This is a genomic window from Campylobacter concisus, assembly GCF_003048875.2.
Lineage (GTDB): Bacteria > Campylobacterota > Campylobacteria > Campylobacterales > Campylobacteraceae > Campylobacter_A > Campylobacter_A concisus_AU.
Window position 1 is genome coordinate 312,521 of the sequence record NZ_CP049264.1, and the last position, 22,009, is coordinate 334,529.

General features: G+C 41.7%; 21 protein-coding genes. 19 read left to right on the forward strand and 2 right to left on the reverse strand.

The genetic code is table 11. The annotated features are described in order from the left end of the window. The first annotated feature begins 2 nt into the window (after positions 1–2). Genes CVT07_RS01570 through CVT07_RS01620 form a run of 11 tightly spaced genes read left to right on the forward strand, consistent with a single transcriptional unit; the run spans position 3 to position 9,165 of the window. Entirely contained in the window at positions 3–419 is a 417-nt protein-coding gene (locus CVT07_RS01570) for an excinuclease ABC subunit A (RefSeq protein WP_107935625.1), read from the forward strand. After that, entirely contained in the window at positions 419–1,087 is a 669-nt protein-coding gene (locus tag CVT07_RS01575) for a beta-ketoacyl synthase chain length factor (protein ID WP_107935627.1), read from the forward strand. The genes CVT07_RS01570 and CVT07_RS01575 overlap by 1 nt, the downstream gene beginning before the upstream one ends. Then, positions 1,014–1,823: a lysophospholipid acyltransferase family protein gene (locus CVT07_RS01580; RefSeq protein ID WP_230855723.1), complete on the forward strand. Its 810-nt coding sequence runs from the start codon at positions 1,014–1,016 to the stop codon at positions 1,821–1,823. The genes CVT07_RS01575 and CVT07_RS01580 overlap by 74 nt, the downstream gene beginning before the upstream one ends. Further along, positions 1,807–2,064 (forward strand): phosphopantetheine-binding protein, encoded by a 258-nt coding sequence (locus CVT07_RS01585; RefSeq protein ID WP_012140381.1) that lies wholly within the window; start codon positions 1,807–1,809, stop codon positions 2,062–2,064. Before CVT07_RS01580 ends, CVT07_RS01585 begins: the two co-directional genes overlap by 17 nt. A 2-nt stretch (positions 2,065–2,066) precedes the next feature. Further along, the gene (locus CVT07_RS01590) at positions 2,067–2,312 is read left to right on the forward strand and encodes an acyl carrier protein (RefSeq protein WP_012140380.1); all 246 of its coding nucleotides are present in this window, start codon (positions 2,067–2,069) and stop codon (positions 2,310–2,312) included. Then, the gene (locus tag CVT07_RS01595; RefSeq protein WP_107892185.1) at positions 2,302–2,847 is read left to right on the forward strand and encodes a hypothetical protein; all 546 of its coding nucleotides are present in this window, start codon (positions 2,302–2,304) and stop codon (positions 2,845–2,847) included. Before CVT07_RS01590 ends, CVT07_RS01595 begins: the two co-directional genes overlap by 11 nt. Beyond that, positions 2,837–4,393 (forward strand): AMP-binding protein, encoded by a 1,557-nt coding sequence (locus CVT07_RS01600; protein WP_107935631.1) that lies wholly within the window; start codon positions 2,837–2,839, stop codon positions 4,391–4,393. Before CVT07_RS01595 ends, CVT07_RS01600 begins: the two co-directional genes overlap by 11 nt. Continuing rightward, complete coding sequence (locus CVT07_RS01605; protein WP_107935633.1) at positions 4,390–6,000, forward strand: glycosyltransferase family 2 protein; 1,611 nt, start codon at positions 4,390–4,392, stop codon at positions 5,998–6,000. Before CVT07_RS01600 ends, CVT07_RS01605 begins: the two co-directional genes overlap by 4 nt. Continuing rightward, positions 5,997–6,425, forward strand: a complete 429-nt coding sequence (locus tag CVT07_RS01610; protein ID WP_107935635.1) for an acyl-CoA thioesterase — start codon at positions 5,997–5,999, stop codon at positions 6,423–6,425. The genes CVT07_RS01605 and CVT07_RS01610 overlap by 4 nt, the downstream gene beginning before the upstream one ends. Then, a complete protein-coding gene (locus CVT07_RS01615) occupies positions 6,422–6,940 on the forward strand; it encodes a LolA family protein (protein WP_087582915.1) in 519 nt (172 codons plus the stop codon). The genes CVT07_RS01610 and CVT07_RS01615 overlap by 4 nt, the downstream gene beginning before the upstream one ends. After that, the gene (locus CVT07_RS01620; protein ID WP_107935637.1) at positions 6,937–9,165 is read left to right on the forward strand and encodes a hypothetical protein; all 2,229 of its coding nucleotides are present in this window, start codon (positions 6,937–6,939) and stop codon (positions 9,163–9,165) included. Before CVT07_RS01615 ends, CVT07_RS01620 begins: the two co-directional genes overlap by 4 nt. 48 nt (positions 9,166–9,213) lie before the next feature. Here the strand turns inward: CVT07_RS01620 and CVT07_RS01625 are convergent, their stop codons facing one another. Together CVT07_RS01625 and CVT07_RS01630 are read right to left on the reverse strand one after the other, a co-directional pair. Next, positions 9,214–10,464, reverse strand: coding sequence for a pectate lyase family protein (locus tag CVT07_RS01625; RefSeq protein WP_107935639.1), 1,251 nt, complete (start codon positions 10,462–10,464; stop codon positions 9,214–9,216). A gap of 71 nt (positions 10,465–10,535) precedes the next feature. After that, positions 10,536–11,633: a CinA family protein gene (locus CVT07_RS01630; protein WP_107935641.1), complete on the reverse strand. Its 1,098-nt coding sequence runs from the start codon at positions 11,631–11,633 to the stop codon at positions 10,536–10,538. 95 nt (positions 11,634–11,728) lie between these two features. Here CVT07_RS01630 and ileS point away from each other — a divergent pair, with 95 nt between their 5' ends. From ileS to CVT07_RS01670, 8 genes are all read left to right on the forward strand, one after another. Continuing rightward, positions 11,729–14,485: an isoleucine--tRNA ligase gene (gene ileS / locus CVT07_RS01635; protein ID WP_107935643.1), complete on the forward strand. Its 2,757-nt coding sequence runs from the start codon at positions 11,729–11,731 to the stop codon at positions 14,483–14,485. 99 nt (positions 14,486–14,584) lie between these two features. Beyond that, on the forward strand, positions 14,585–15,943 hold the full coding sequence (gene gatA / locus CVT07_RS01640) for an Asp-tRNA(Asn)/Glu-tRNA(Gln) amidotransferase subunit GatA (RefSeq protein WP_107935645.1): 1,359 nt from the start codon (positions 14,585–14,587) through the stop codon (positions 15,941–15,943). A gap of 4 nt (positions 15,944–15,947) precedes the next feature. After that, entirely contained in the window at positions 15,948–17,396 is a 1,449-nt protein-coding gene (gene guaB, locus CVT07_RS01645) for an IMP dehydrogenase (protein WP_021085271.1), read from the forward strand. Next, on the forward strand, positions 17,396–18,502 hold the full coding sequence (gene metX / locus CVT07_RS01650; protein WP_107935647.1) for a homoserine O-acetyltransferase MetX: 1,107 nt from the start codon (positions 17,396–17,398) through the stop codon (positions 18,500–18,502). Before guaB ends, metX begins: the two co-directional genes overlap by 1 nt. Positions 18,503–18,505: 3 nt before the next feature. Continuing rightward, positions 18,506–18,697 (forward strand): exodeoxyribonuclease VII small subunit, encoded by a 192-nt coding sequence (gene xseB / locus CVT07_RS01655; protein ID WP_004317712.1) that lies wholly within the window; start codon positions 18,506–18,508, stop codon positions 18,695–18,697. Then, positions 18,690–19,484, forward strand: a complete 795-nt coding sequence (locus CVT07_RS01660; protein WP_107935951.1) for a carbon-nitrogen hydrolase family protein — start codon at positions 18,690–18,692, stop codon at positions 19,482–19,484. The genes xseB and CVT07_RS01660 overlap by 8 nt, the downstream gene beginning before the upstream one ends. Further along, positions 19,481–20,038, forward strand: coding sequence for a DNA-3-methyladenine glycosylase I (locus CVT07_RS01665; RefSeq protein ID WP_107935649.1), 558 nt, complete (start codon positions 19,481–19,483; stop codon positions 20,036–20,038). The genes CVT07_RS01660 and CVT07_RS01665 overlap by 4 nt, the downstream gene beginning before the upstream one ends. A gap of 152 nt (positions 20,039–20,190) precedes the next feature. Beyond that, positions 20,191–21,726 carry a flavocytochrome c gene (locus CVT07_RS01670; RefSeq protein WP_107935651.1) on the forward strand — a complete coding sequence of 512 codons (1,536 nt, stop codon included), beginning with the start codon at positions 20,191–20,193 and terminating at the stop codon, positions 21,724–21,726. Positions 21,727–22,009 lie beyond the last annotated feature (283 nt).

Sequence of the window (22,009 nt, forward strand, 5' to 3'; positions counted from 1 at the left end):
AAATGAAAAGATTAGTTTCATTAGTTGCCGTTTTGGCATTTGCTTCAAGCCTTAGCGCTAGAGATGACGTGAAGTACCACTCACTAGACTTCTTAAATGGTCCAAAGGCTAAAGAATTTTTGCTACCAAACGTTAGCATCAGCTTTGGCACAGGATACACTGGCAAGGTGATCGTAAAAGATCTAACGTCAAACAAAAAGACAAATGGCTTTAATAAAAGCGACGAAGAGGCTTGCCAGATCGCGCTTCTCTCTGCTCTAAAGTCATTTCAAGAAAGAGCGTTGAAAGAGGGCGGCACGAAGGTTGTAAATTTGACTGGATATTACAAAAAACAGCCATTTAACTCTAAAACTCAGTTTCAGTGCGGCAGCGGTTCTTTGATGTCTGGCGTCACACTAAGAGGCGACATCGCGAAATAATGAAATTTCAAGTTGATTTTTATGACGCTATAGCCTATGGTGAGATCAGCGAGGATTTAGCTAGATACAAAAAAGAATTTGATCTAGCAAATATCCCGCCCCTGCAAAGAAGGAGGCTAAGTAGTGCCGCAAAGTGCGCTTTTAGCCTGCTTAGTAGTTTTGAGAGCATCGACATGCCAGTTATTTTTAGCTCTTATGAGGGCGAGATAAATCGCTGTTTTGAGCTAGAAACTGCGCTTGCAAAGGCTGAGCCAGTATCGCCAACGTCGTTTTCACTCTCTGTGCATAACGCTATCTCGTCGCTTCTTAGCATCGAAGCTAAAAATCACAATGAAATTCTAGCCATTTCTTCTTTTAGCCCAGTAGAAGATGCGCTGCAAGCTGCGTTTTTAAGGCTAAATGACGGATATGAAAAGGTGCTCATCCTTGCCTATCATGAGTCGATATCGCAGAGCTATTTTGATGAGCAAAAGCCATCATTTATGCTAGCGCTTGTTGTCTCAAAGGCAAAAGATAAGAGAGTTTTAACTCTAAAAAGAGTGGAAAAAGAAGAAGAAATTTCAGAAAATTTACTGCAAAGATTCATCGTAAATTTTGACCCAAATTTGGCAAAAACGTGGCAAAGTAGCAGTCATTTCGCGTCTTGGAATTTTAGCTATGAGCCTTAAAATCGTAAGAGCTGGATTTTTATTTTCTTTTTTTGCGCTAATTTGCATAAGTGGCGATATGTTGCTAGTGCCAGTCGTGCTTTTGGGGCTAAATAAATTTAAATTTATGCAAAATTTATGCCGAGATCTAGTTAGAGTTTCTTGGGGATTTTTTATAAAAGTTACTAAAATTTGTGGATATCTTGACTATAAATTTGAGCTTATAAAGCTAAATGGCGGCTCAAATTTAGTCATTGCAAACCACCCTTCGCTACTTGATGTGGTCTTTTTGGTCTCAAAATTTAAAAGGATAAACTGCATCGTAAAGGGCGAGCTTGGCAAAAATATATTTTTATTTGCGGCTATTAGGGCGTGCAACTACATACCAAACACAAATAACGAGGAATTTTTACAAAAAAGCGTAGATGTTTTAAAAAGCGGCGAAAATTTGCTCATTTTTCCAGAGGGCACGCGCACGAAAGAGGAGATCATCTTTCATAAAGCGGCTGCGTATATGGGCATAAAAGGCGCGTCTAACGTGGTTTGTGTGGGTATAAATATGGCTCCAAGAAGCCTTAGAAAAAATGAGCCATGGTACAAAACGCCAGATGAAAAGATAAAGTACGTCTTTAAAGAGCTAAAAAAATTTGAGGTTAGTGAGTTTTTAAAAGATAGGCCAAGCCCCGTAAGGGCGAGGGCACTACACGAAGAGATAAGTAAAATTTATAAGGAGGAATTTAGTGAAAGAACTAGTTAATGAGATAAAAGAGCTGATCATTACAAGCTTAAATTTAGAGGATATGAAGCCAAGCGATATCGACGAGAACGCACCGCTTTTTAGCGAGGGTCTTGGGCTTGACAGCGTCGATGCACTAGAGCTTGGGCTAGCTGTGCAGAAAAAATATGGGCTCGTGCTTGACTCAAAGACAGCAAATTTAAAAGAGATATTTTTTAGCGTATCTTCTCTTGCAAAATACATTTACGAAAATAGGAAATAACGATGAGCGAAGTAGAAATTTTTGAAATTTTAAAGAAGGCTTTGATCGAGCTTTTTGAGATAGACGAGAGCAAGATAAAGCCTGAAACTAGGATATATGAGGACTTGCAGATAGATAGCATAGATGCTATTGATATGATTGATTACATCAAGCGCCAAACTGGCTATAGACTGATGCCAGAGGACTTTAAAAACGTGAAAACACTTGATGATATCGTAAAAGCCGTTGCAAAGAAATTTGAAGCATAAAATAGTAAAAGTAGCGCTAGTTTTAGCAAGTATCGCCTATCCTTTGGTGCTTTTTTTTTGCCAAAAGAGTACAACTCTTATCTTTTGCGCTCTTTGCGCTCTTTGGCTGGCTAGGGCTTATTTTGAAAGCGGTAAAACAAGGCAGGTTTGCTTAGCGGCTGGGCTATTTTTTGCAGTTTGCGCTATTTTTAGAAGTGTAAATTTAGCGCTTTTATACCCAAGTATCGTAAGTCTTGGCTTTTTGGCGGTATTTTTTTACAGCTTAAAAGGCGAGGCAGTCATAACAAGGCTTGCTAGGTTAAAAGAGAAAAACATAGATGAAAAAGTCGTTAGCTACACAAGAGGGCTAACTAAAATTTGGTGCTGCTTTTTCGTTTTTAACGCTGCTTTTGCCTTTATTTTGGCGCAGTTTGAAGATAAAATTTACTGGAGCATTTACTGCTCATTTGTATCTTATATCTTGATGGGAGTTTTGTTTTTTGGCGAAATTTTATATCGTAAAATTTTTATTTTAAAGAGGGAAAATGGATTTTAAAAAGAGCCTAAAGGCATTTAAATTTGTGGATATCAACAAGGATCTTTACGAGTACGCGGCTACTTTTGGGGCAAATTTAAAAGAGAAAAATTTAAGCGAGATAGAAATTTATCTAAGCCAGAGCTTTGAGTTTTGCGCCGCTTTTTTTGGAGCACTTGGGGTTGGCGTAAAACCTATCTTGCTTGCAAAGCCGATATATAGCGGGGATAAATTTGTCATTAATGATGAAAATTTTGGTGATTTTTTAGACTTTAGCAAGAGCATGGAGCTAAAATTTGATCAAAATTCTACATTTTTTCTCCAGACCTCAGGCTCAAGTGGAGCTAGTAAAAATATCCAAAAAAGCCTTGGCGCGATGATAGATGAGGGGCTATTTTTAAAAGATGAGCTGGGATTTGGCGAGGGTGATAAATTTTTTGCTAGCGTCTCGCACCAGCACATGTTTGGCCTTACATTTAAGATCTTTTTGCCGCTCATCTCTGGAGCAAAGGCTGTTAGCAAGGAGCTAAACTACCCAGAAGCGATCTTTGAACTAGACCTTACAAATTTAACCTTCGTAACAAGCCCAGTCTTGCTTCAAACGCTAGTTTCTAGCCCAAGAGCAGCTGAAATTTCAGGGCTAAAAAACATCATCTGCGCAGGTTCAGCACTAAAGAGCGAGCTAAGAGCAAAGATAGAAAGCTTAAGTAGCGCTAGGATAATTGAAATTTATGGTAGCACCGAAACTGGCATAGTTGCTAGAAATTTAGGCGACGAGCTCTTGCTTTTTAGCAAGGTAAAGGCTGGTCTTAGCGAGGACGAGGCGCTAAATGTGAGCTCGCCTTGGTGCGAGTTTTTCCAAACTAGCGACTGGGCGCAGATAGATGGCGGCAGGCTCACGCTAAAAGGCAGGATCGATAGGATCGTTAAGCTAAACGACAAAAGGGTCAATCTAATAAGTATCGAAAATAAGATGTTTGAAAGCGGCCTTTTAAAAGACTGCTACTGCGACACGCATCCTAAATTTAAGCGTCTAGCTGCGCTTTTGGAGCTTAACGAAGAGGGTGTGAAGCTCTTTAGAGATAGCGGTAAAAAGGGCGTTGTAGCAAGGCTAAATGAGCTTTTAAGACCTGAGTTTAAAAATAGCGTTAGATATTTTAAGATCGTTAGCTCGCTTTGCAAAAACGCTCAGGGCAAGTTTTTAAAGGCAAATTTTAAGCTGCTTTTAGAAAAAAACGAGGAGCTTTCTTGGGAGAAAAGTAGCGAGGATGGCGTTTATAAATTTAAGACAAAGCTAAGCCCAGCACTTGGCATTTTTATGGAGCATTTTCCAAATTTACCACTTTTGCCTGGCTTTGTGCAGCTTGATTTTGTATTTAAATTTGTAAGAGAGCTTGGCGCAGAAATAGGCGATCAATGCGTGGTGGAGAATTTGAAATTTTTAAAATTTGTAAGGCCAAATGACGAGCTTTGCATAGAAATTTCTCAAAAAGATGAGAAGGTCTATTTTGAGATATTTTGTAACGGCGCTAGAAGTGCTTGCGGTAGGATAAAGTTGGGCTTATGAAGACGCTCTTTCTCATACCATTTTACAATCATCCAGAAAAGATCAAAGCCCTTTGTGAGGCGCTTGCGAGATATGATCTACACATTTTAATAGTCGATGATGGCTCAGATGAAGCTTCAAAAAAAGCTTTGCTAAATTTGAGCGAATTTGACGTAGAAATTTTAACTAGAGCGCAAAATGGCGGCAAGGGAGCTGCACTAAAAGATGGCTTTAGACACGCTTTGCAAAACGGCTACACGCATGCATTTCAGATCGACGCTGACTTTCAGCACGACATAAGCGAGGTAGCGGAGTTTTTGGAGCTTAGCAAAAGATATCCAAGCGATCTAATAATGGCTGATCCAATTTACGGCGAAGACGCGCCAAAATCGAGGTTTTATGGGCGAAAGATTACAAATTTTTGGGTCAAGATCAACACTTTAAATTTTGACATCAAAGACGCGATGTGTGGCTTTAGAATTTATCCTCTAAAAGAGCTTGAGAGTGCGACCCTCCAAAGTAGCTCAAATAGAATGGAATTTGACATGGAGATCTTGGTAAATGCCATAAGATCTGGCGTAGAGATCAAGTGGATAGCGCTAAAAGTACGCTACGAAGCTGGCGGCGTTTCGCACTTTAAAATGCTAAAAGATAACGCGCTAATAAGCCTCATGCACGCAAGATATTTTTTTACTTTAGTGCCATTTTTGCTTGGTAAAGCCTTTAAAGGACAAAAATACGCATGGTGGCAAAAGGGCGAGAGATCGAATGAATTTTTTCTTAGAGTTAGTTTATTTTTAACTAGAAATTTGCCTATATTTCTCATAAAACCTATCGTTATCATCGTCGTTTGCTTTTACTATCTCTTTTCAAAAGTTGAGAGAGAAAATATAAGAGAATTTCTTTTAAATGTAGAGAAAGTTAGCGGTAAAAAGCCGGCAACTGGCGTTTTTAGCAACTTTTATGACTTTGGCATAGCAATATGTGATAAATTTCGCATCTGGCAAAATGGCGTGCTTGAAAGCGAGCTAGAGCTTAGTAAATTTAACAGCATCAAAGATGAGTTTGAAGCTTCAAAGCGTGGTAGGATCGTGCTTACAAGCCATCTTGGTAATGTAGAAATTTGCAAGGCGCTTTCACTTAGATCGCCAAATTTTCGCATGATCATCTTGGTTTATAGCAAGGGTAGTGAGAATTTTTATAAAATTTTAGAGCAGATCAGCAAGGGGCAGATCAAACTAATAAGCGTTGAAAAGCTTGATGCGGCTGCGATGATGCAGCTAAAAGAGGCGGTTGAAGATGGCGTAAATATCGGCATAATGGGCGATAGGACGCCGCTTAATGGAGATAAATTTATAAGGCTTAGCTTTCTTGGCAAGGAGGCTAAATTTAACTACGGCCCATACTTGCTAGCTGGCATTTTGGGAGTAAAAATGAGCGCACTTTGGTGCATAAAAAAGGGCGATAAATTTGACATAGAGCTAAGTGATATCGCTGATGAGATAAAGCTTAGTAGAGACCGCAAGGCAAGCGTCCTGCCATACGTGCAAAGCTATGTAAGACAGCTTGAAGCAAGAGCGTGCAAGAACCCATCGCAGTGGTTTAACTTTTTTGATTTTTGGAGATGAGAGTGAAAATTTCACACGTTAGTATGTTTAAAGTGGCGTTTTTTGACGTTGATAGCATGGAGGTGATGTGGCATGGCAACTACGTCAAATACCTAGAAATGGCGCGTTGCGAGCTGCTTGACAAGCTAGGATACAACTACATCGCTATGAAAAAAGATGGTTACGCCTTTCCTATCGTAAAACTTGACGTAAAGTACGTGCGTCCAGCCTTTTTTAACGATGTCATAAAGGTCACGACGACGCTTAGCGAGTGCGAAACGTTTTTGAAATTTCACTACCTTATAGAAAATGAAAAGGGCGAAAAACTAAGCGAGGCAAATACCGCCCAAGCCGTCATCGAGATGAAGAATTTACAAACTTGCTTTGAGATGCCAGAAGCCCTAAAAAAGGCGCTTAAAGCCTACAATGAAAAGGAGAAAAGATGAGAAAAATAGCTCTTTTTTTAGCCATTTTTATATCTTGCTTTGGCTATGAGCTAGGTGAGCTTAAAAATATAGTAAAAACAGATGGAGTAAGCGGAAATTTCACGCAGACAAAGAGCCTGGCTGGCTTTAACAAAAGCATAAAAAGCTCGGGCGAGTTTAGGCTAGAAAAGGGCGGTCTTTACTGGGACACGCTAGAGCCAGTCGTCTCAAAGGTTTTTATAAATAAAGATGGTATTTTTAAAAACGAAAATGGCAAGCTTGAAAAGACGAGCGCAAATTTTGATGAAAAGCTCTTTTTGGCCATTATTAGCCTTGATGAGAGCGAGCTTAGGAAAGAATTTGACATAAAGACAGGCGGCAGCCTAAAAGAGTGGAGCATAGAGCTAAGTCCTAAAAATTTACTCTTTAAACAAATTTTTAAAACTATAAAGATAAGTGGCGACAAGGCGGTAAAAAAGATCGAGCTTGATGAGGTAAGCGGCGATAAAACGCTAAATGAGTTTAGTATAAAATGAAAAAAATAGCCACGATTTTGGCTTTTATCTTTGTTTTTTTAGCCTCGCTTGGGTATTCGCTTGCGAGCCTAAAAAACGTCCAAACTGATATATTTTCGCTTATAAATTTCAAAGACGCCAAAGAGGCAAAGGTGCTAAAAGAGGTGCAAGATGAGATGGCGTCAAATTTTTTAGTACTGGTAAATTCCAAAGAGCTAGCCAAAAACGTGCAAAGCTTGGCGCTTAAAAGCTCGCTTTTTAAGAGCTTTGAGGCGAACATAGACGTAAATTTAAATGATATAAAAAATGACATCAACCGCTCAAAGATCGCGCTTTTAAGTAGGGGTGATTTAGAGCTTTTAAAGAGTGACAAAAACGCATTTTTCAAAAAACGCGCAGAGGAAATTTTTAACAGCTTTAGCTTTAGGCTTTTAAATGTAAATGATGATTTTTTCTCGCTAAGTAGTGGTTTTAGCGCAAAAAATGGCAACGTAAGCTTAAATTTAGCAGATCTCATGCTTGAGGTAAAAGACTGTGCAAAGAGCTTTTTCTTACTAAAGGGCGAGCTAAAAAAGGGAGCCTCGAGCGAGGGGCTAATAAATTTTTATAACGAGATAGAAGCGCTAAAAGTTGGGCAAAACGAGCTTTTTGTGCATTCAAGTGCGCTTTATCAGGCATTTTCAAAGCAAAAAAACGAGAGCGAGAGCCTTTATATGAGCGTGGTCTCGCTAAGCCTAACCGCTATATTTTTGATGCTTGCTTTTAGAAATTTGCGAATTTTTTATGTGATATTTATCGCTGCATTTGGCTTTAGCGTGGCATTTGTAGGCACTTTGCTCTGCCTAAATGAGCTAAATATCCTTACTATTTTAATAAGCACTAGCCTCATTGGCCTTATGTTTGACTACATCTTGCACTGGCTTAGCAAAAACGAGGGCGAAGCGATCAGGGCTAGCAGCATAAAAAATATGCTAAAAATTTTCTTGCTAGGCCTACTTATCACGCTTAGTGGCTATCTGGCTTTTACTTTTTCTGATCTTAGGCTGCTTAAAGAGGTGGCGCTATTTTCGGCATTTGCGCTAGTTGCTGCGTTTCTAGCTAGCTACTTTTTCATGCCTTTAGTCTTTGAAGGGGTGAAATTTTATAGATCAAAGGTTTTTGACGCGTTTTTAACTAAATTTTGTGATCTCTCAGGCACGGTTGCAAGGCATTTGGGGGTTAAATTTCTAGCTATCTCGCTTATTTTGCTAGCTATTTTTCTTGTTTTTGATCTTAAAAATTTATCAAAAAGCGAAAACGTAAAAGACTACTCAAATATGCCAAAGAGCCTGCTAGCGGACTCTTCTTATATCTTAAGCCTAACTGGCAACAACCAAAATACGATGATAGTGACAAGATCAAGAGGTGACATTTTGGGTGATGAAAAGAGCCTTTTAGATGAGCTAAAAAAGAGAAATTTGATAAAAGATGAGAGCTCGCTAAGCGATATGTTTTTAAGTAAAAGCGAGCAGAGCGAGCTAAAAGAGGCCTTTAAAAAGGCGCTTGATGATGAGCAAATTTACGCGATTTATGAGAAATTTGGCTTTAGCAAGGATGAAGTGCGAAGTGAAATTTTAAAGGTTTTAGACGAAAAAGAGCTTAGCGTGAGTGAAATTTTAGCTTTAAAATCGATGAAGGATTTTAAGAAATTTGTCCTTGATGAAAATGCAAGCGTGGCTTACGCGAGTGGCTTTGTAAAAGGGGCGGCAAGTGATGAGGTGCTAGAGCGCCACAACGCTTTTAGTCTAAATTTCGCTAGCTCACTAAATGAGAGCCTAACTCAGGCAAAAGAGCTTGCACTAAAGCTAAAAATAGCAGCGCTTGTGGTCGCGTTTTTACTGCTTTGGTTTTATTTTAGTGCGCTTATCTCGGCACTTGTGATGGGTGTCATCATCTTTGGCGTGCTTCTTACGCTCTTTATCTTTGCTGTTTTTGGCGTAAATTTAAGCATCTTTGGCGTCTTTGGGCTCATACTTGCAAGCGCTGTGGGGATTGATTACATGATATTTGCGCTAAATGAGAGCCTTAGCGAAAAAGAGCGAATTTATGGGATATTTTGCGCATTTATCACGAGTTTTATCTCGTTTTTCACACTCTCTTTTAGCCAGACCGCCGCTCTTAGCGTCTTTGGGTTAAGCGTTAGCCTTTGCGTGCTGATATATGGGCTATGCGCTAGCGTTTTGGCTTGTAAAAATATAAAAATTTAGCTTTGTTTTTATGCCCCAAGCGTTTTGGCTAGCTCGGGGCTTTGGTTTTTACTTTATAACAGCTAGTTTGCCTGTGCCAGCGTTTTTATTTACCTCGTTTTGGACGTTTGAAGCTTCTAGGAGCTCAAATTTATATGGAGGCTCAAATGGCGGCTTGGTTAGCTTTTCGCAAACGCTGCCTTTTTTAGAAAGGTCTATGTTACCGCTTTCAAAAATGGTGCCTTTGTTACATTTGTAGCTTATCTTGACGCCATTTGTAAAGTAGTTGTTTTGAGCGTATACTAGCGAGCCAAAGCGCACTCCAATGGCGTATTTTTGGTCATAAAAGCCATCTTTTGAGTCGTAAAAGTTGTTATAGACGTGCACCTTTGCATTGCGTGCCATAGGTAGGCGTTGTGCGCAGTTGTCAAAAATGTTATGAGCGACCGTTATCGTCCTTGTTTCGCTGCTGCCGTCCGAGTCTCTTGAGCCTATTAGCATCGTTTTGTCGTGGTTTTCAAAGATGTTATGCGAGATCGTGATAGCCGCACTATCCCCCTTGATGTCGCATAGTCCGTCGTAAGTTTGCCATTTAGTAAGCTCTCCGCCTGCTAAATGCACATGGTTAAGATCCACAGTATCCTTAAAATGGCAGTGATCTACCCAGATGTTTTTGCTTGACTCTATGCTAACGCCGTCATATTGCGCGTTAAAGCCGTCATTTTTTTGTATATCTGGAAATGGATCAAAAGCATCTTCGATCAGCATGTTGCGGATCGCGATATTTTGGACATTTTTTAGCAAAAGTGAGCCACCTTTTATACCTGAGTTTTCGCCTAGGCCGATTATCGTGGTATTGCTAGCTACCGGCACTACGATGAGCTTTTTGTATTCGTTGGCTAAATTTTTGCGAAGCGCTGCTAGCTTTGGATCTTGCGAACCGTCTAAATTTGCACGACATGAAGCACCGTAAGCCTGCATAAACTGGGTATAAGAGCTAAACTCACCACCACTAATCTCACTTATAAATTTATCCAGCCCATCGCTATTGCCATTTTGTGGGATCTTGCCTTCGCTAAGGTCTATGAGCCCATCCACATAGATGACGTAACCACCCATTTGAGCGTATTTTATCAAGCTTTGTCTATTTTTTACAGTGACTTTTTTACTCTGTTTGCCGGCATATCCGCCAAAATTTGGCGTTGCACCAATGCTAGCGTAACCAAAAGGCTGGTCGCTTGCTTTTATCTCGATCATCTGCGTCTCAGCCCCATATGCAAATAACGCACCAATGGCGAGCAGAAGTATCTTTTTAAGCACTTATTGCCTCCTAAATTCGGCTTTTTGTTTTTAGATTATTAAGTTTGGCAAAAGGGTCTAAAAAACAAATTTTATACGAAAAATATCTCACTCTTTAGTCGAAGCAAGCATAGATAGGCACTTAGCACGCTTTGCTCTCTTACGTAGTTGCGTTCTCCTTTTAAAAGAAGCCTCTCAACCTCGATATTGCCGTTTCTATCGCCAGCTGCGACATATACTGTGCCAACTGGCTTGCTGGCTGTGCCGCCACCTGGTCCAGCGATACCGCTAATGGCAAGCGCAAAGTCCGCATTTGTAGTGCTTAGAGTACCTTTTACCATCGCTTTTACGCATGGCTCGCTCACAGCTCCGTAAGTCTCTAAAATTTCATCCTCAACGCCCAGCCATTCGTGCTTTATATGATTTGCGTAGGTTACCAAGGAGCCATCAAAGCTAGCTGAGACGCCTCCATATCTTGCAAATTTCGCCGCCGCAAGCCCAGCTGTGCAAGACTCAGCGAATGAAATTTTAAGCCCCTTTTGCATGAGCCTTTTTGCTACAAATTTGATCACATCTTTTTGCGGGATAAATTTTTGTGAAAATAGCGTTTTTACCCCTTGCAAAAAGCTTTCGATCTGGCCAAATTTATTGCTTTTTGCCCTTACTAGTATCAAATTTGGCAGGATCTGCGCAAGGGTGATATCAACCTCGTAAGTTTTAGCAAGTGGCAGCATAAGGATCTTAGCGCTATCTGCGTCGATGTCTATTAGATGAAAGTAGCTAAAATCAGGCTCATACTCGGTGAGAAACTCGCCTAGCTCTTCATTTGGATTAGCTTTTATGAGATTTATCTGAGCGTTATTTAGGCTTGTTAAAAAGCTATTTTTAGAGTAGTCTAAGCTATCTTTAAGCGCAAGTGTCGTGCTATCTTTTAGCTCGAGTGAGCCCCCAGTTAGCGTCGCTACGATTTTTGCGGCGATGGCAAAATTTTCATCTGAGCCAAAAATGCTTACAAAGTCGTAATCTTTTGATAAATTTTCGATGATAAAAGGTAGCTCTTTGCTATTTTTTGGAGCAAAACTAACCACTCCAAGCTCGCCAAAATGATCCTCGTAACTTTGAAAAATGTAGTTTAGAAATTCTCTATTTATCTCAAGATCTTCGCCTATTATCAAGATACTTTGTCTCATTTTTAAGCTCCTTTTTTTGCCTCATTATACTATTTTTCAGTGTGATTTAACCAGCACAGGTGTAAAATTAGCAAATTTTAAAATCAAGGTAAAAAATGGACTACAAAGAGACACTTTTACTCCCAGAGACAAATTTCCCGATGCGCGGAAATCTCCCACAAAATGAACCACAAAGACTAAAATCATGGTACGAAGAGCGCAAGGTTTATGAAAAAATGAAGAAAAATCGCCAAAATGCGGTTAAAAACTTCAATATCCACGACGGCCCTCCGTATGCAAACGGCCACCTTCATATCGGCCACGCGTTAAATAAAATTTTAAAAGATATCATCACAAAAACGCACTATTTTTACGGCGAAAATGTCCGCTACGTGCCAGGCTGGGACTGCCACGGCTTGCCGATCGAGCAGCAAGTCGAAGTAAAGCTTGGTGATAAGAAAAAAGAGCTTAGTAAGGTCGAGATCAGGGAGCTTTGCAGGCAGCACGCGAGAGAATTTATAGACATTCAGCGAAATGAATTTAAAAGCCTTGGCATCATCGGCGACTTTGAAAATCCATACATGACGATGAAATTTGAGTTTGAGGCTGACATCTACAAAGCACTTTGCGAGATCGCTAAAAAGGGGCTTTTGGTTGAAAGAAGCAAGCCAGTTTATTGGAGCTGGGCGGCTAGATCGGCGCTAGCTGAAGCCGAGGTCGAGTACGAGGAGAAAGAGGACTACTCGATATACGTAGCGTTTGAGCTTGATAGTGACGCGCTAGAAAAGCTTGGCGTAAAAGAGGCAAGCGCTGTCATCTGGACAACTACGCCTTGGACACTTCCAGCAAATCAAGCCATAAGCCTAAATCCAGATGAAATTTATGTGCTAACGGCTGAAAATTTGATCTTTGCAAAGCCACTACTTGAAAGCGTTGTGCAAAGCGGCCTAAGCAAAGGCGAAATCAAAAAAGAGTTTAAATCAAGCCTACTTGAAAACACTCACGCGATAAATCCACTAAACGGCAGAAAGTCTAAATTTTTACTAGGCGATCACGTTATGATGGATGGGGGTACTGGACTTGTTCATACAGCTCCAGGACACGGCGAGGACGACTACTACGTCTGTTTGAAATATGGCTTTAGCGAAATTTTGATGCCAGTTGATGATGGTGGCTGCTACGATGAGAGCATAAAACATCACGGACTATTTAGAAGTGACGTGGTAGATGAGTTTGTCGGTATGCACATCTTTAAAGCAAATGAGAAAATTTTAGAGCTACTTGGCAAAAGTTTGCTTAGCGTCTCTAAATTTAGGCACTCTTATCCATTTTGCTGGAGAACGCACAAGCCAGTTATTTATAGAGCCACAAAGCAGTGGTTTATAGCTATGGATGAGGCTAAACTAGGCGGCAAAACACTTAGACAAACAGCGCTAAAAGAGCTTGAAAAGGTTAAATTTTATCCAAGCGTAGGCATAAAAAGAATAGGCTCTATGATAGAAAATCGTCCAGACTGGTGCATCTCTCGTCAGCGTGACTGGGGCGTGCCGATCGCGTTTTTCAGAGATAAAGCGACAAAAGAAGTTATATTTGATAGTGAAATTTTAGACCACATCGCAGGTATATTTAAAGAAAAAGGCGCTGATGCGTGGTGGGCGCTAAGCATAGACGAGCTTTTACCAAAAGGCACAAAATACAAGGCTGAAAATTTAGAAAAAGTGATGGACATCCTTGATGTTTGGTTTGATAGCGGCTCGACGTGGCATGCGGTCTTACAAAGCGACAACTACGACGCTGGCAAATACCCTGCAAGCATGTATCTTGAGGGCTCAGATCAGCACCGCGGCTGGTTTCAAAGCTCGCTTCTAGTAAGCACAGCTATAAATTCTCATGCACCTTATGAGAGTATCCTAACTCACGGCTTTACTGTCGATGCCAAGGGCGAGAAGATGAGCAAAAGTAAGGGCAACGTCATCGCTCCACAAGACGTGGCTAAGACTCACGGCGTGGAAATTTTACGCCTTTGGGTTGGCATGAGTGATTATTCAAGTGACCTAAAAATAAGCGAAGATATATTAAAGCAAATAAGCGAGCAGTACCGCAAAATCCGCAACACTATCCGCTTTTTACTAGCAAACGTAAATGATCTTGAGAGCTTAAATACAGAATTTAACATCCTTGATAAGTGGATATTAGCACGCGCTAAAAAGGTCTTTGACGAGGCGAGCGCTTGCTTTAGAAATTATGACTTTTCAAAGGGCTTTAACATCCTTTTAAATTTCTTATCAGCCGATCTTAGCGGCGTATATCTTGACGTTTGTAAAGATAGACTTTACTGCGACGCAAAAGACGCCCCAAGAAGAAGATCAGCTCAAAGCGCAATGGCGATCATCACAAAGGTACTTTTGCCACTCATCGCTCCAACGCTTACTTACACCGTTGATGAGGTGATGGATTATGCTCCAAAGATCATCAAAGGCGACGCTAAAGACGCGTTTGACTTAGTTTATGAGCCAATCAAATTTGATCTTAGTTTTGAAGATGAGCTGCTTTTTGCCAGCAGGGAGAAATTTAACGAGATCGTGGATGTTCTTAAGAAGGACAAAAAGATAAAATCAACCCTAGAGCTAAGCCTAGAGACCACAAACCACAACATCACAAGCTACGACGAGCGCGAGGTGGCTGATCTTTATATGGTAAGCTCCGTTAAAGCTTATGATGATAGCGAGCCACTAGCTGAATTTGAGCTAGAGGGTGATAAATTTAAGATCATAGCAAGCAACCTTCACAAATGCCCAAGATGCTGGAAATTTAACGCTAGCAAAGAAGATGCGCTATGCCCAAGATGTGAAGAGGTTATAAGTGCTAAGTGAGCCAGTAAGCGCAACTATCATAGTTGCAACGATCGCTGCGGTGGTCATTGTTAGCTTGTTTGGCATATTTTTGGTTAATAAATTTAAAGGATAAAAATAGTGGTAACTTTAAAAGAAGCTTTGAAATTTTCAGCTGAAGAGATAAAAAATTTAAGAGCCGAGCTTGAGGCGAAGATCATAAAAGAAAAAGAGCTTGGCGCTTATGTCGAGCAGCTAGCAAATTTAGAGATCGCAAAACTAGGCGAGGGCGTGCCTATCGCTATAAAAGACAACATCCAAGTAAAAGGCTGGAACGTAACAAGTGCCTCAAAAATTTTACAAGGCTACGTAGCACCTTATAACGCAACTGTCATCGAAAAGCTACTTGGTAAAAATTTAGCTCCATTTGGCCGCACGAATATGGACGAATTTGCGATGGGAAGCACGACTGAGAGCTCATTTTACGGCAAAACACTAAACCCACTAAATCACGCTCACGTCCCAGGCGGCAGTAGCGGTGGCTCAGCAGCAGCAGTCGCAGCCGGCCTTGCAGTAGCCGCACTTGGTAGCGACACTGGTGGCTCGATCCGCCAGCCAGCGGCATTTTGCGGATGTGTGGGACTTAAGCCAACTTATGGCAGAGTGAGCAGATATGGCCTTGGCGCCTACTCAAGCAGCCTTGATCAAATAGGTCCGATCGCTCAAAACGTAGAAGATGCAGCCATTTTATATGACGCGATCGCTGGACACGATCCAAAAGATAGCACGAGCGCAGATGTGCCGTTTGTGAGCGTTAGCGACAAGATAGATGGCAACAAAAAGCTAAAAATTTGCGTCATCAAAAACTACGTAGAAAACGCAAGCGAGCAGACAAAAGCTGCTTTAAATTTAGCTATCGAAAAGCTAAAATTACACGGCCACAGCGTAACTTACACAAATTTTGAAGACTCAAAATATGACGTCGCTGCCTACTACATCATAGCAACCGCAGAGGCAAGCGCAAATTTAAGCCGCTACGATGGCGTGAGATATGGCAGACGCGCAGATGCTAAAAATTTAAAAGAGCTATATATCAACTCACGATCTGAGGGCTTTGGCGAAGAAGTAAAAAGAAGAATTTTGCTTGGTACATTTGTGCTAAGTAGCGGATACTACGATGCTTACTACATCAAAGCGCAAAAAGCAAGAGCGCATATAAAAGCTCAGTACGAGAAAATTTTAGAAGAAAATGATCTCATATTCATGCCAGTTGCCCCAAGCACAGCTTATAAATTTGGAGCACACAGCGATCCGCTTCAAGCCTACCTAAGCGACATCTACACGATCAGCGTAAATTTAGCAGGTCTGCCAGCTATCTCTGTGCCAGTTGGCAAAGATGATCAAAATTTAAACGTGAGCGCCCAGCTCATCGCAAAAGCGTGGGACGAACAGACCTTGATAAATGGTGCTAAGAGCCTAGAAAATTTAATAAAAGGATAAAAATATGAAGATAGTAAAGAGAGCTTTAACATTTGAGGATGTGCTTCTTGTGCCGCAATACTCTGAAATTTTGCCAAAGCAAGTTGATGTAAAAACCAGGATCAGCAAAAATGTCACGCTAAATATCCCGATCGTCTCTGCTGCGATGGATACGGTGACTGAGCATAGAACTGCTATCATGATGGCAAGGCTCGGCGGTATCGGCGTCATCCATAAAAATATGGACGTCGAAAGCCAAGCAAAAGAGGTCAAACGCGTCAAAAAAAGCGAAAGTGGCGTCATCATCGATCCTATCTTTATAAATCCAGAGGCGACTGTGGCTGAAGCTCTAAGCCTTATGTCAGATCTTCATATTTCAGGCGTTCCAGTCATCGACAAAGACCGCAAACTAATAGGAATTTTAACAAACCGCGATTTGAGATTTGAGACAAATATGAGCACTTTGGTAAAAGACCGCATGACAAAAGCACCGCTTATCACTGCACCAAAGGGCTGCACGCTTGATGATGCGGAGAAAATTTTCTCTCAAAACAGGGTTGAGAAGCTACCTATCGTCGATAAAGACGGCAGACTTGACGGACTTATCACCATAAAAGATCTAAAAAAACGCAAAGAGTATCCAAATGCAAATAAAGATAGCTACGGCAGACTTCGCGTGGCTGCGGCTATTGGCGTGGGTCAGATAGACCGCGCCAAAGCGCTAGTTGATGCTGGCGTAGATGTCATCGTCATCGACTCAGCTCACGGCCACTCAAAGGGCATCATCGATACTTTAAAAGAGGTAAAAGCGAATTTTAATGTCGATGTCGTAGCTGGCAATATCGCAAATCCAGCAGCCGTAAAAGACCTAGCAGAAGCAGGAGCTGACGGCATAAAAGTTGGCATTGGACCAGGTTCTATTTGTACCACAAGGATCGTTGCTGGCGTTGGTGTGCCTCAAATTTCAGCCATTGACGACTGCGCAAGCGAAGCAGCGAAATATGGCATCCCAGTTATCGCAGACGGCGGTTTAAAATACTCAGGCGATGTGGCAAAAGCCCTTGCAGCAGGGGCAGCTTGCGTTATGGCTGGTAGCTTGCTTGCAGGTTGCGAGGAGAGCCCGGGCGAGCTTATAACATTCCAAGGTCGCCAGTACAAAGTATATCGCGGCATGGGCTCAATAGGCGCTATGACAAAGGGTAGCTCGGACCGCTACTTTCAAGAGGGCACCGCTCAAGACAAGCTTGTGCCTGAAGGCATCGAAGGCCGTGTGCCATTTGCTGGTAGCATAAAAGATGTGATACATCAGCTAATAGGCGGCCTAAGAAGCGCTATGGGCTATGTTGGCGCAAAAGATATCCCAACTCTTCAAGAAAGAGCTGAGTTTGTCGAGATAACAAGCGCAGGACTAAAAGAGAGCCACGTCCACGACGTAGTTATCACTCACGAGGCACCAAACTACAAAGTTAATTAGTGTTAGACCTGCAAACTAGAACTATTAAATTTAACGAGCCACTCTACCTTGAGAGTGGCCGTATGCTATCAAATTTCAAGCTTATTTATGAGACTTACGGCACGCTAAATGCTGATAAAAGCAACGTTATCGTGATCTGTCACGCCTTAACTGGCTCGCACCACGCTGCTGGCACATACGCAGGCGATGAGAAAGCTGGCTGGTGGGACGGGCTAATAGGCAGTAAAAAGGCGGTCGATACGGATAAATTTTACGTTATTTGCGTAAATATCTTAGGCTCGTGCTTTGGCTCGACCTCGCCGCTAAGCGTGGATAGAAGTAGCGGCAAAGAGTATAGGCTAAATTTCCCAGTCCTTGCCATAAGCGACGTGGTAAAGGCGCAGATGAGGCTATTTAGCGAGCTTGGCATCACGAGGGCAAGAGCCGTGATAGGCGGCAGTCTTGGCGGTATGCAGGCACTTTGCTACGCTATCGAGTTTCCAGAGTTTGCGCAAGATATCATAATGCTAGCAAGCACCTATCAGACGAAGCCCTGGGCGATAGCGTTTAATAAAATCGCCATCGAAGCCATTTTAAATGATGAAAATTTTAAAAACGGCGAATACGACGTGGAATTTATAAGAAAAAACGGGCTAAAAGGCATGGCTTACGGCAGGATGGCAGGGCACATCAGCTTCTTAAGCCCTGATAGCATGGATAAGAAATTTGGACGAAGCTACGTCGAAACCGACGGCCTTTACGATCTTTTTGGACATTTTCAGGTCGATCGCTACATGGAGTATAACGGCTACAACTTCCCAAAGAGGTTTGACCCGCTAAGCTACCTATACATCGTAAAGATGATGAATATCTTTGACTGCACAAGGCACTATGATAGCCTAAAAGACGCCCTTGCGCCGATCAAAGCAAATCTGCATCTAGTCGCATTTAAAGGCGATCTACTCTTTCCGCCAAGCTGCATGAGAGAAATTTATGACGCACTTTGCGAGATGGGCAGAGGCGCAAAGACAAATTTTGTAGAGATAGATAGCAACTACGGCCACGACGCCTTTTTGGTCGAGATAGAAAAATTTGATGGATATATAAAAAATATATTAAAAGGATAGAAAATGGAGCAAAAAGAGCAAAGTTTTGAAGAGAAATTAGCCCTAGCTGATAAAATTTTAAACGATCTAAACAAAGATGATGTGAGCTTAGAAAACAGCATAAAGCTACACGAGCAGGGCAAAAAGCTCTTAAACGAGGCAAGAGAAATTTTAGAAAACGCAAAACTTAGCATAAAGCAGGTGGATGATGAGTAAAATTTGTGCCCTTCAGCTACCAACGCAGCCTTTGAGCGAGGCAAGGCTTGATTATTACCTTAAAATTTGCGCGGATGAAAACGCAAGGCTGGTTGTGCTTGGCGAATACGTGCTAAATAGCTTCTTTAAAGAGCTTGCCACCATGCCAAAAAGCCTCATAAAAGAGCAGAGCGAGCGCAAAAAAGAGGCGCTATTTGCGATGGCAAAAAAGTATGATCTAAACATCATCGCACCTATCATAAATTTAAAAAGCAAGGAGATCTTTAAGAGCCTAGCTAAATTTAGCCAAACGCAAGTAAAGCTATACGACCAGCAAATTCTCATGCCTTACGCGCACTGGAACGAGGCGAAGTTTTTTAGCAATGCAAGCGAGGAGCTAAATTTACCTATCTTTACCTACGATAAATTTAAGGTTGGCGTCATGTTTGGCTTCGAGGCGCACTTTGACGTGTGCTGGGCATATATGAGCGCTAAAAAGGTCGATATCGTGCTTGTGCCAACGGCTTGCACATTCTTCTCGCAGGCACGCTGGGAGGAGCTTTTAAAGGTTAGAGCCTTTACAAACAACATCTATGTGCTTCGCGTAAATCGCGTGGGAAGCCACAAAAGTGAGGATGAGCAGTGGAGTTTTTACGGCGACTCGATGCTTATTAGCCCATTTGGCGAGGTTAAGAACAGGCTTGGCAAAAATGAAGAGATGATGATCGATGAGCTTAGCAAAAAGGAACTTAGCGAGGCTAGAAGCACTTGGGGCTTTATGCAGATAGAGGCTAAATTTAAAAGATGAAGCGCTGCGTCTGGGCGGAGAAGAGCGAATTTAGCAAGAGCTATCACGACTGTGAATGGGGCAGGGCGGTCAAGGATGATAAGAAATTTTTTGAAATGCTCATTTTAGAGGGCTTTCAAGCAGGCCTTAGCTGGGACTACGTGCTACAAAAAAGAGCTGGGCTTGCTCAAATTTTAGATGGCTTTGATGCAAAAAAGATCGCTAGCTATGACGAGGCAAAGCTTCAAAGCCTCTTAAGCGACGATCGAGCGATCAAAAACCGCCTTAAAATTTACTCTCTGCCAAAAAATGCCAAGGCTTTTTTAGAGCTTTGCGCCGAGTTTGGCTCGTTTTATAACTACATCTATAAATTTACAAATGGCAAGCGCGTGATAAACGACATAAAAAGCGCCAAGGACATGCCAGCAAGCAGTGAGCTCTCTAAGCGCATCTCAAAAGATATGAAAAAGCGTGGCTTTAAATTTGTAGGTGCTGTGATCATCTACTCGTTTTTACAAGGCGTTGGCGTCATCGATGATCACGAAAATGAGTGCTTTTGCAAGGGTAAAATTTAAGCTCGCAACTACTGTAATCTTAATGTAAAATAAATAATTTTAAGTAATCTTTACCATAAATAATCCTATAATTTTAGTAATCACAAAGGGTTTAAACTAAGGTGTAAATTTAAAATTTACAGGCTTTGGCGTAATACTAAAAAGGAGACGCTATGAGTAAAGTTTCTAGACGTGATTTCATAAAATTTGGTGCTGTTTCGGCTCTTGCTGCAAGCGGAGTTTATGCGAGCGATATGCCAGTCTTTAGAGATAAAGATGTCAAATTTGACGAAGAGTGGGATGTCGTTATCATCGGTAGCGGTTTTGCTGGTCTTGCAGCTGGTATCAAGGCAAATGAGCGAGGCAACAAGGTCCTTATCTTAGAGAAAATGGGGCGAGTTGGCGGCAACTCTGTAATAAATGGCGGAATTTTTGCCGTGCCAAACAGCGAGCTTCAAAAGAAAAACGGAGTCAAAGACTCAAAAGAGCTTTTCATCTCAGACTGCGTCAAAGCTGGCCTTGGGCTAAACCACGTGGAGCTTCTTGGCATCCTTGCTGATAGAGCGGTCGATACTTTTAACTTCACCGTAAAACACGGCGCAAAATACCTAGATAAGCTACTTCTTGAGGGCGGACACAGCGTGCCAAGGACTTACTACACCGAAAACACAAGCGGCTCTGGCATAGTTCAGCCTCTAGCTGAGACATTTAAAAATTTACAAGGATGCGAGCTTAGAACAAGGTGCAAATTTGATGAGTTTGTGACTGATGAAAATGGCGCAATAGTAGGCGTTGCGGTGCGAAATGACTATAAATTTGATAAAAATCTATTTAGCGATGACAAAGAGAACAAAAGCGGCGAGCGTAAATTTATAAAGGCTAAAAAGGGCGTCGTGCTAGCAAGTGGCGGCTTTTGCAGTGATAAATTTTTTAGAAAGCTTCAAGACCCACGCGCTGTGCCTGAATTTGACACCACAAACCACCCAGGCGCAACTGCAAGTGCTTTGATCTCAGCCCTAAAAATAGGCGCTTTACCTGTACAAATCGGCTGGATACAATATATCCCATATAAATGCCCTGACGAAAAAGGCAACGGCATCACAAGTAAATTTGCCTCACAAGCTGCCTTTAGATACGGCATCTCAGTCGATCCAAAGACTGGCAAACGCTATATGAACGAGCTTGCTGATCGCAAGATAAGGGCTGATGCTATGTTTAGGATAATTGACGCTAAAAACGACAGCTATCCTATAAATTTATGCGACTCTGTAGCTGCTGCAAAGCTAGTCGAGAGCGACCTTGCAAACCCTATGAAAAACGGCGTCATAATGAAATTTGACACGCTAGCGGACCTTGCTAAACACTATAAAATGCCAGCTGGCGAGCTAGAAAAAACAGTTGAGAGATATAACGAATTTGTTAAAAAAGGCAAGGATGAGGATTTTGATAAGCCGATTAAACTAACTGATGGCATCACCATCTCGCAAGCCCCATTTTACGCTATGCGCGGCGCTCCAAAGCTTCACCACACAATGGGCGGCGTGAAGATAAACAACAAGACTCAGGTGCTAAACATAGACGATGAGCCGATCAAGGGACTTTACGCTGCTGGCGAGGTCACTGGCGGCACACACGGAGCTAGCAGACTTGGTAGCTGCGCGATACTTGACTGCTTGACATTTGGCATGATAGCTGGGGAGAACATCTAAATTTACTCGCGCTAAATTTGGAGGTAGTTTGTCTTGCTCTTGGCTTAGGCAGACAATGCTAGCCTCCAAATTTATCGGTGCAGAGATTAAAATTTTGTTTTTATTAGTAAATTTAAAAACTTTCATTCGCTCACAAGAATTGACTACTAAATTTTGGCTTCGCTTACAGCTTAGCTCAAAATTTAGAGCCGAAATTGCTCGCTCATGAAATTTTAAAATTTACAAATCACTAAACCTGCGCGAAGCACAGCAACATCTAACGTGCGAGGGTTTTTACTCGTGC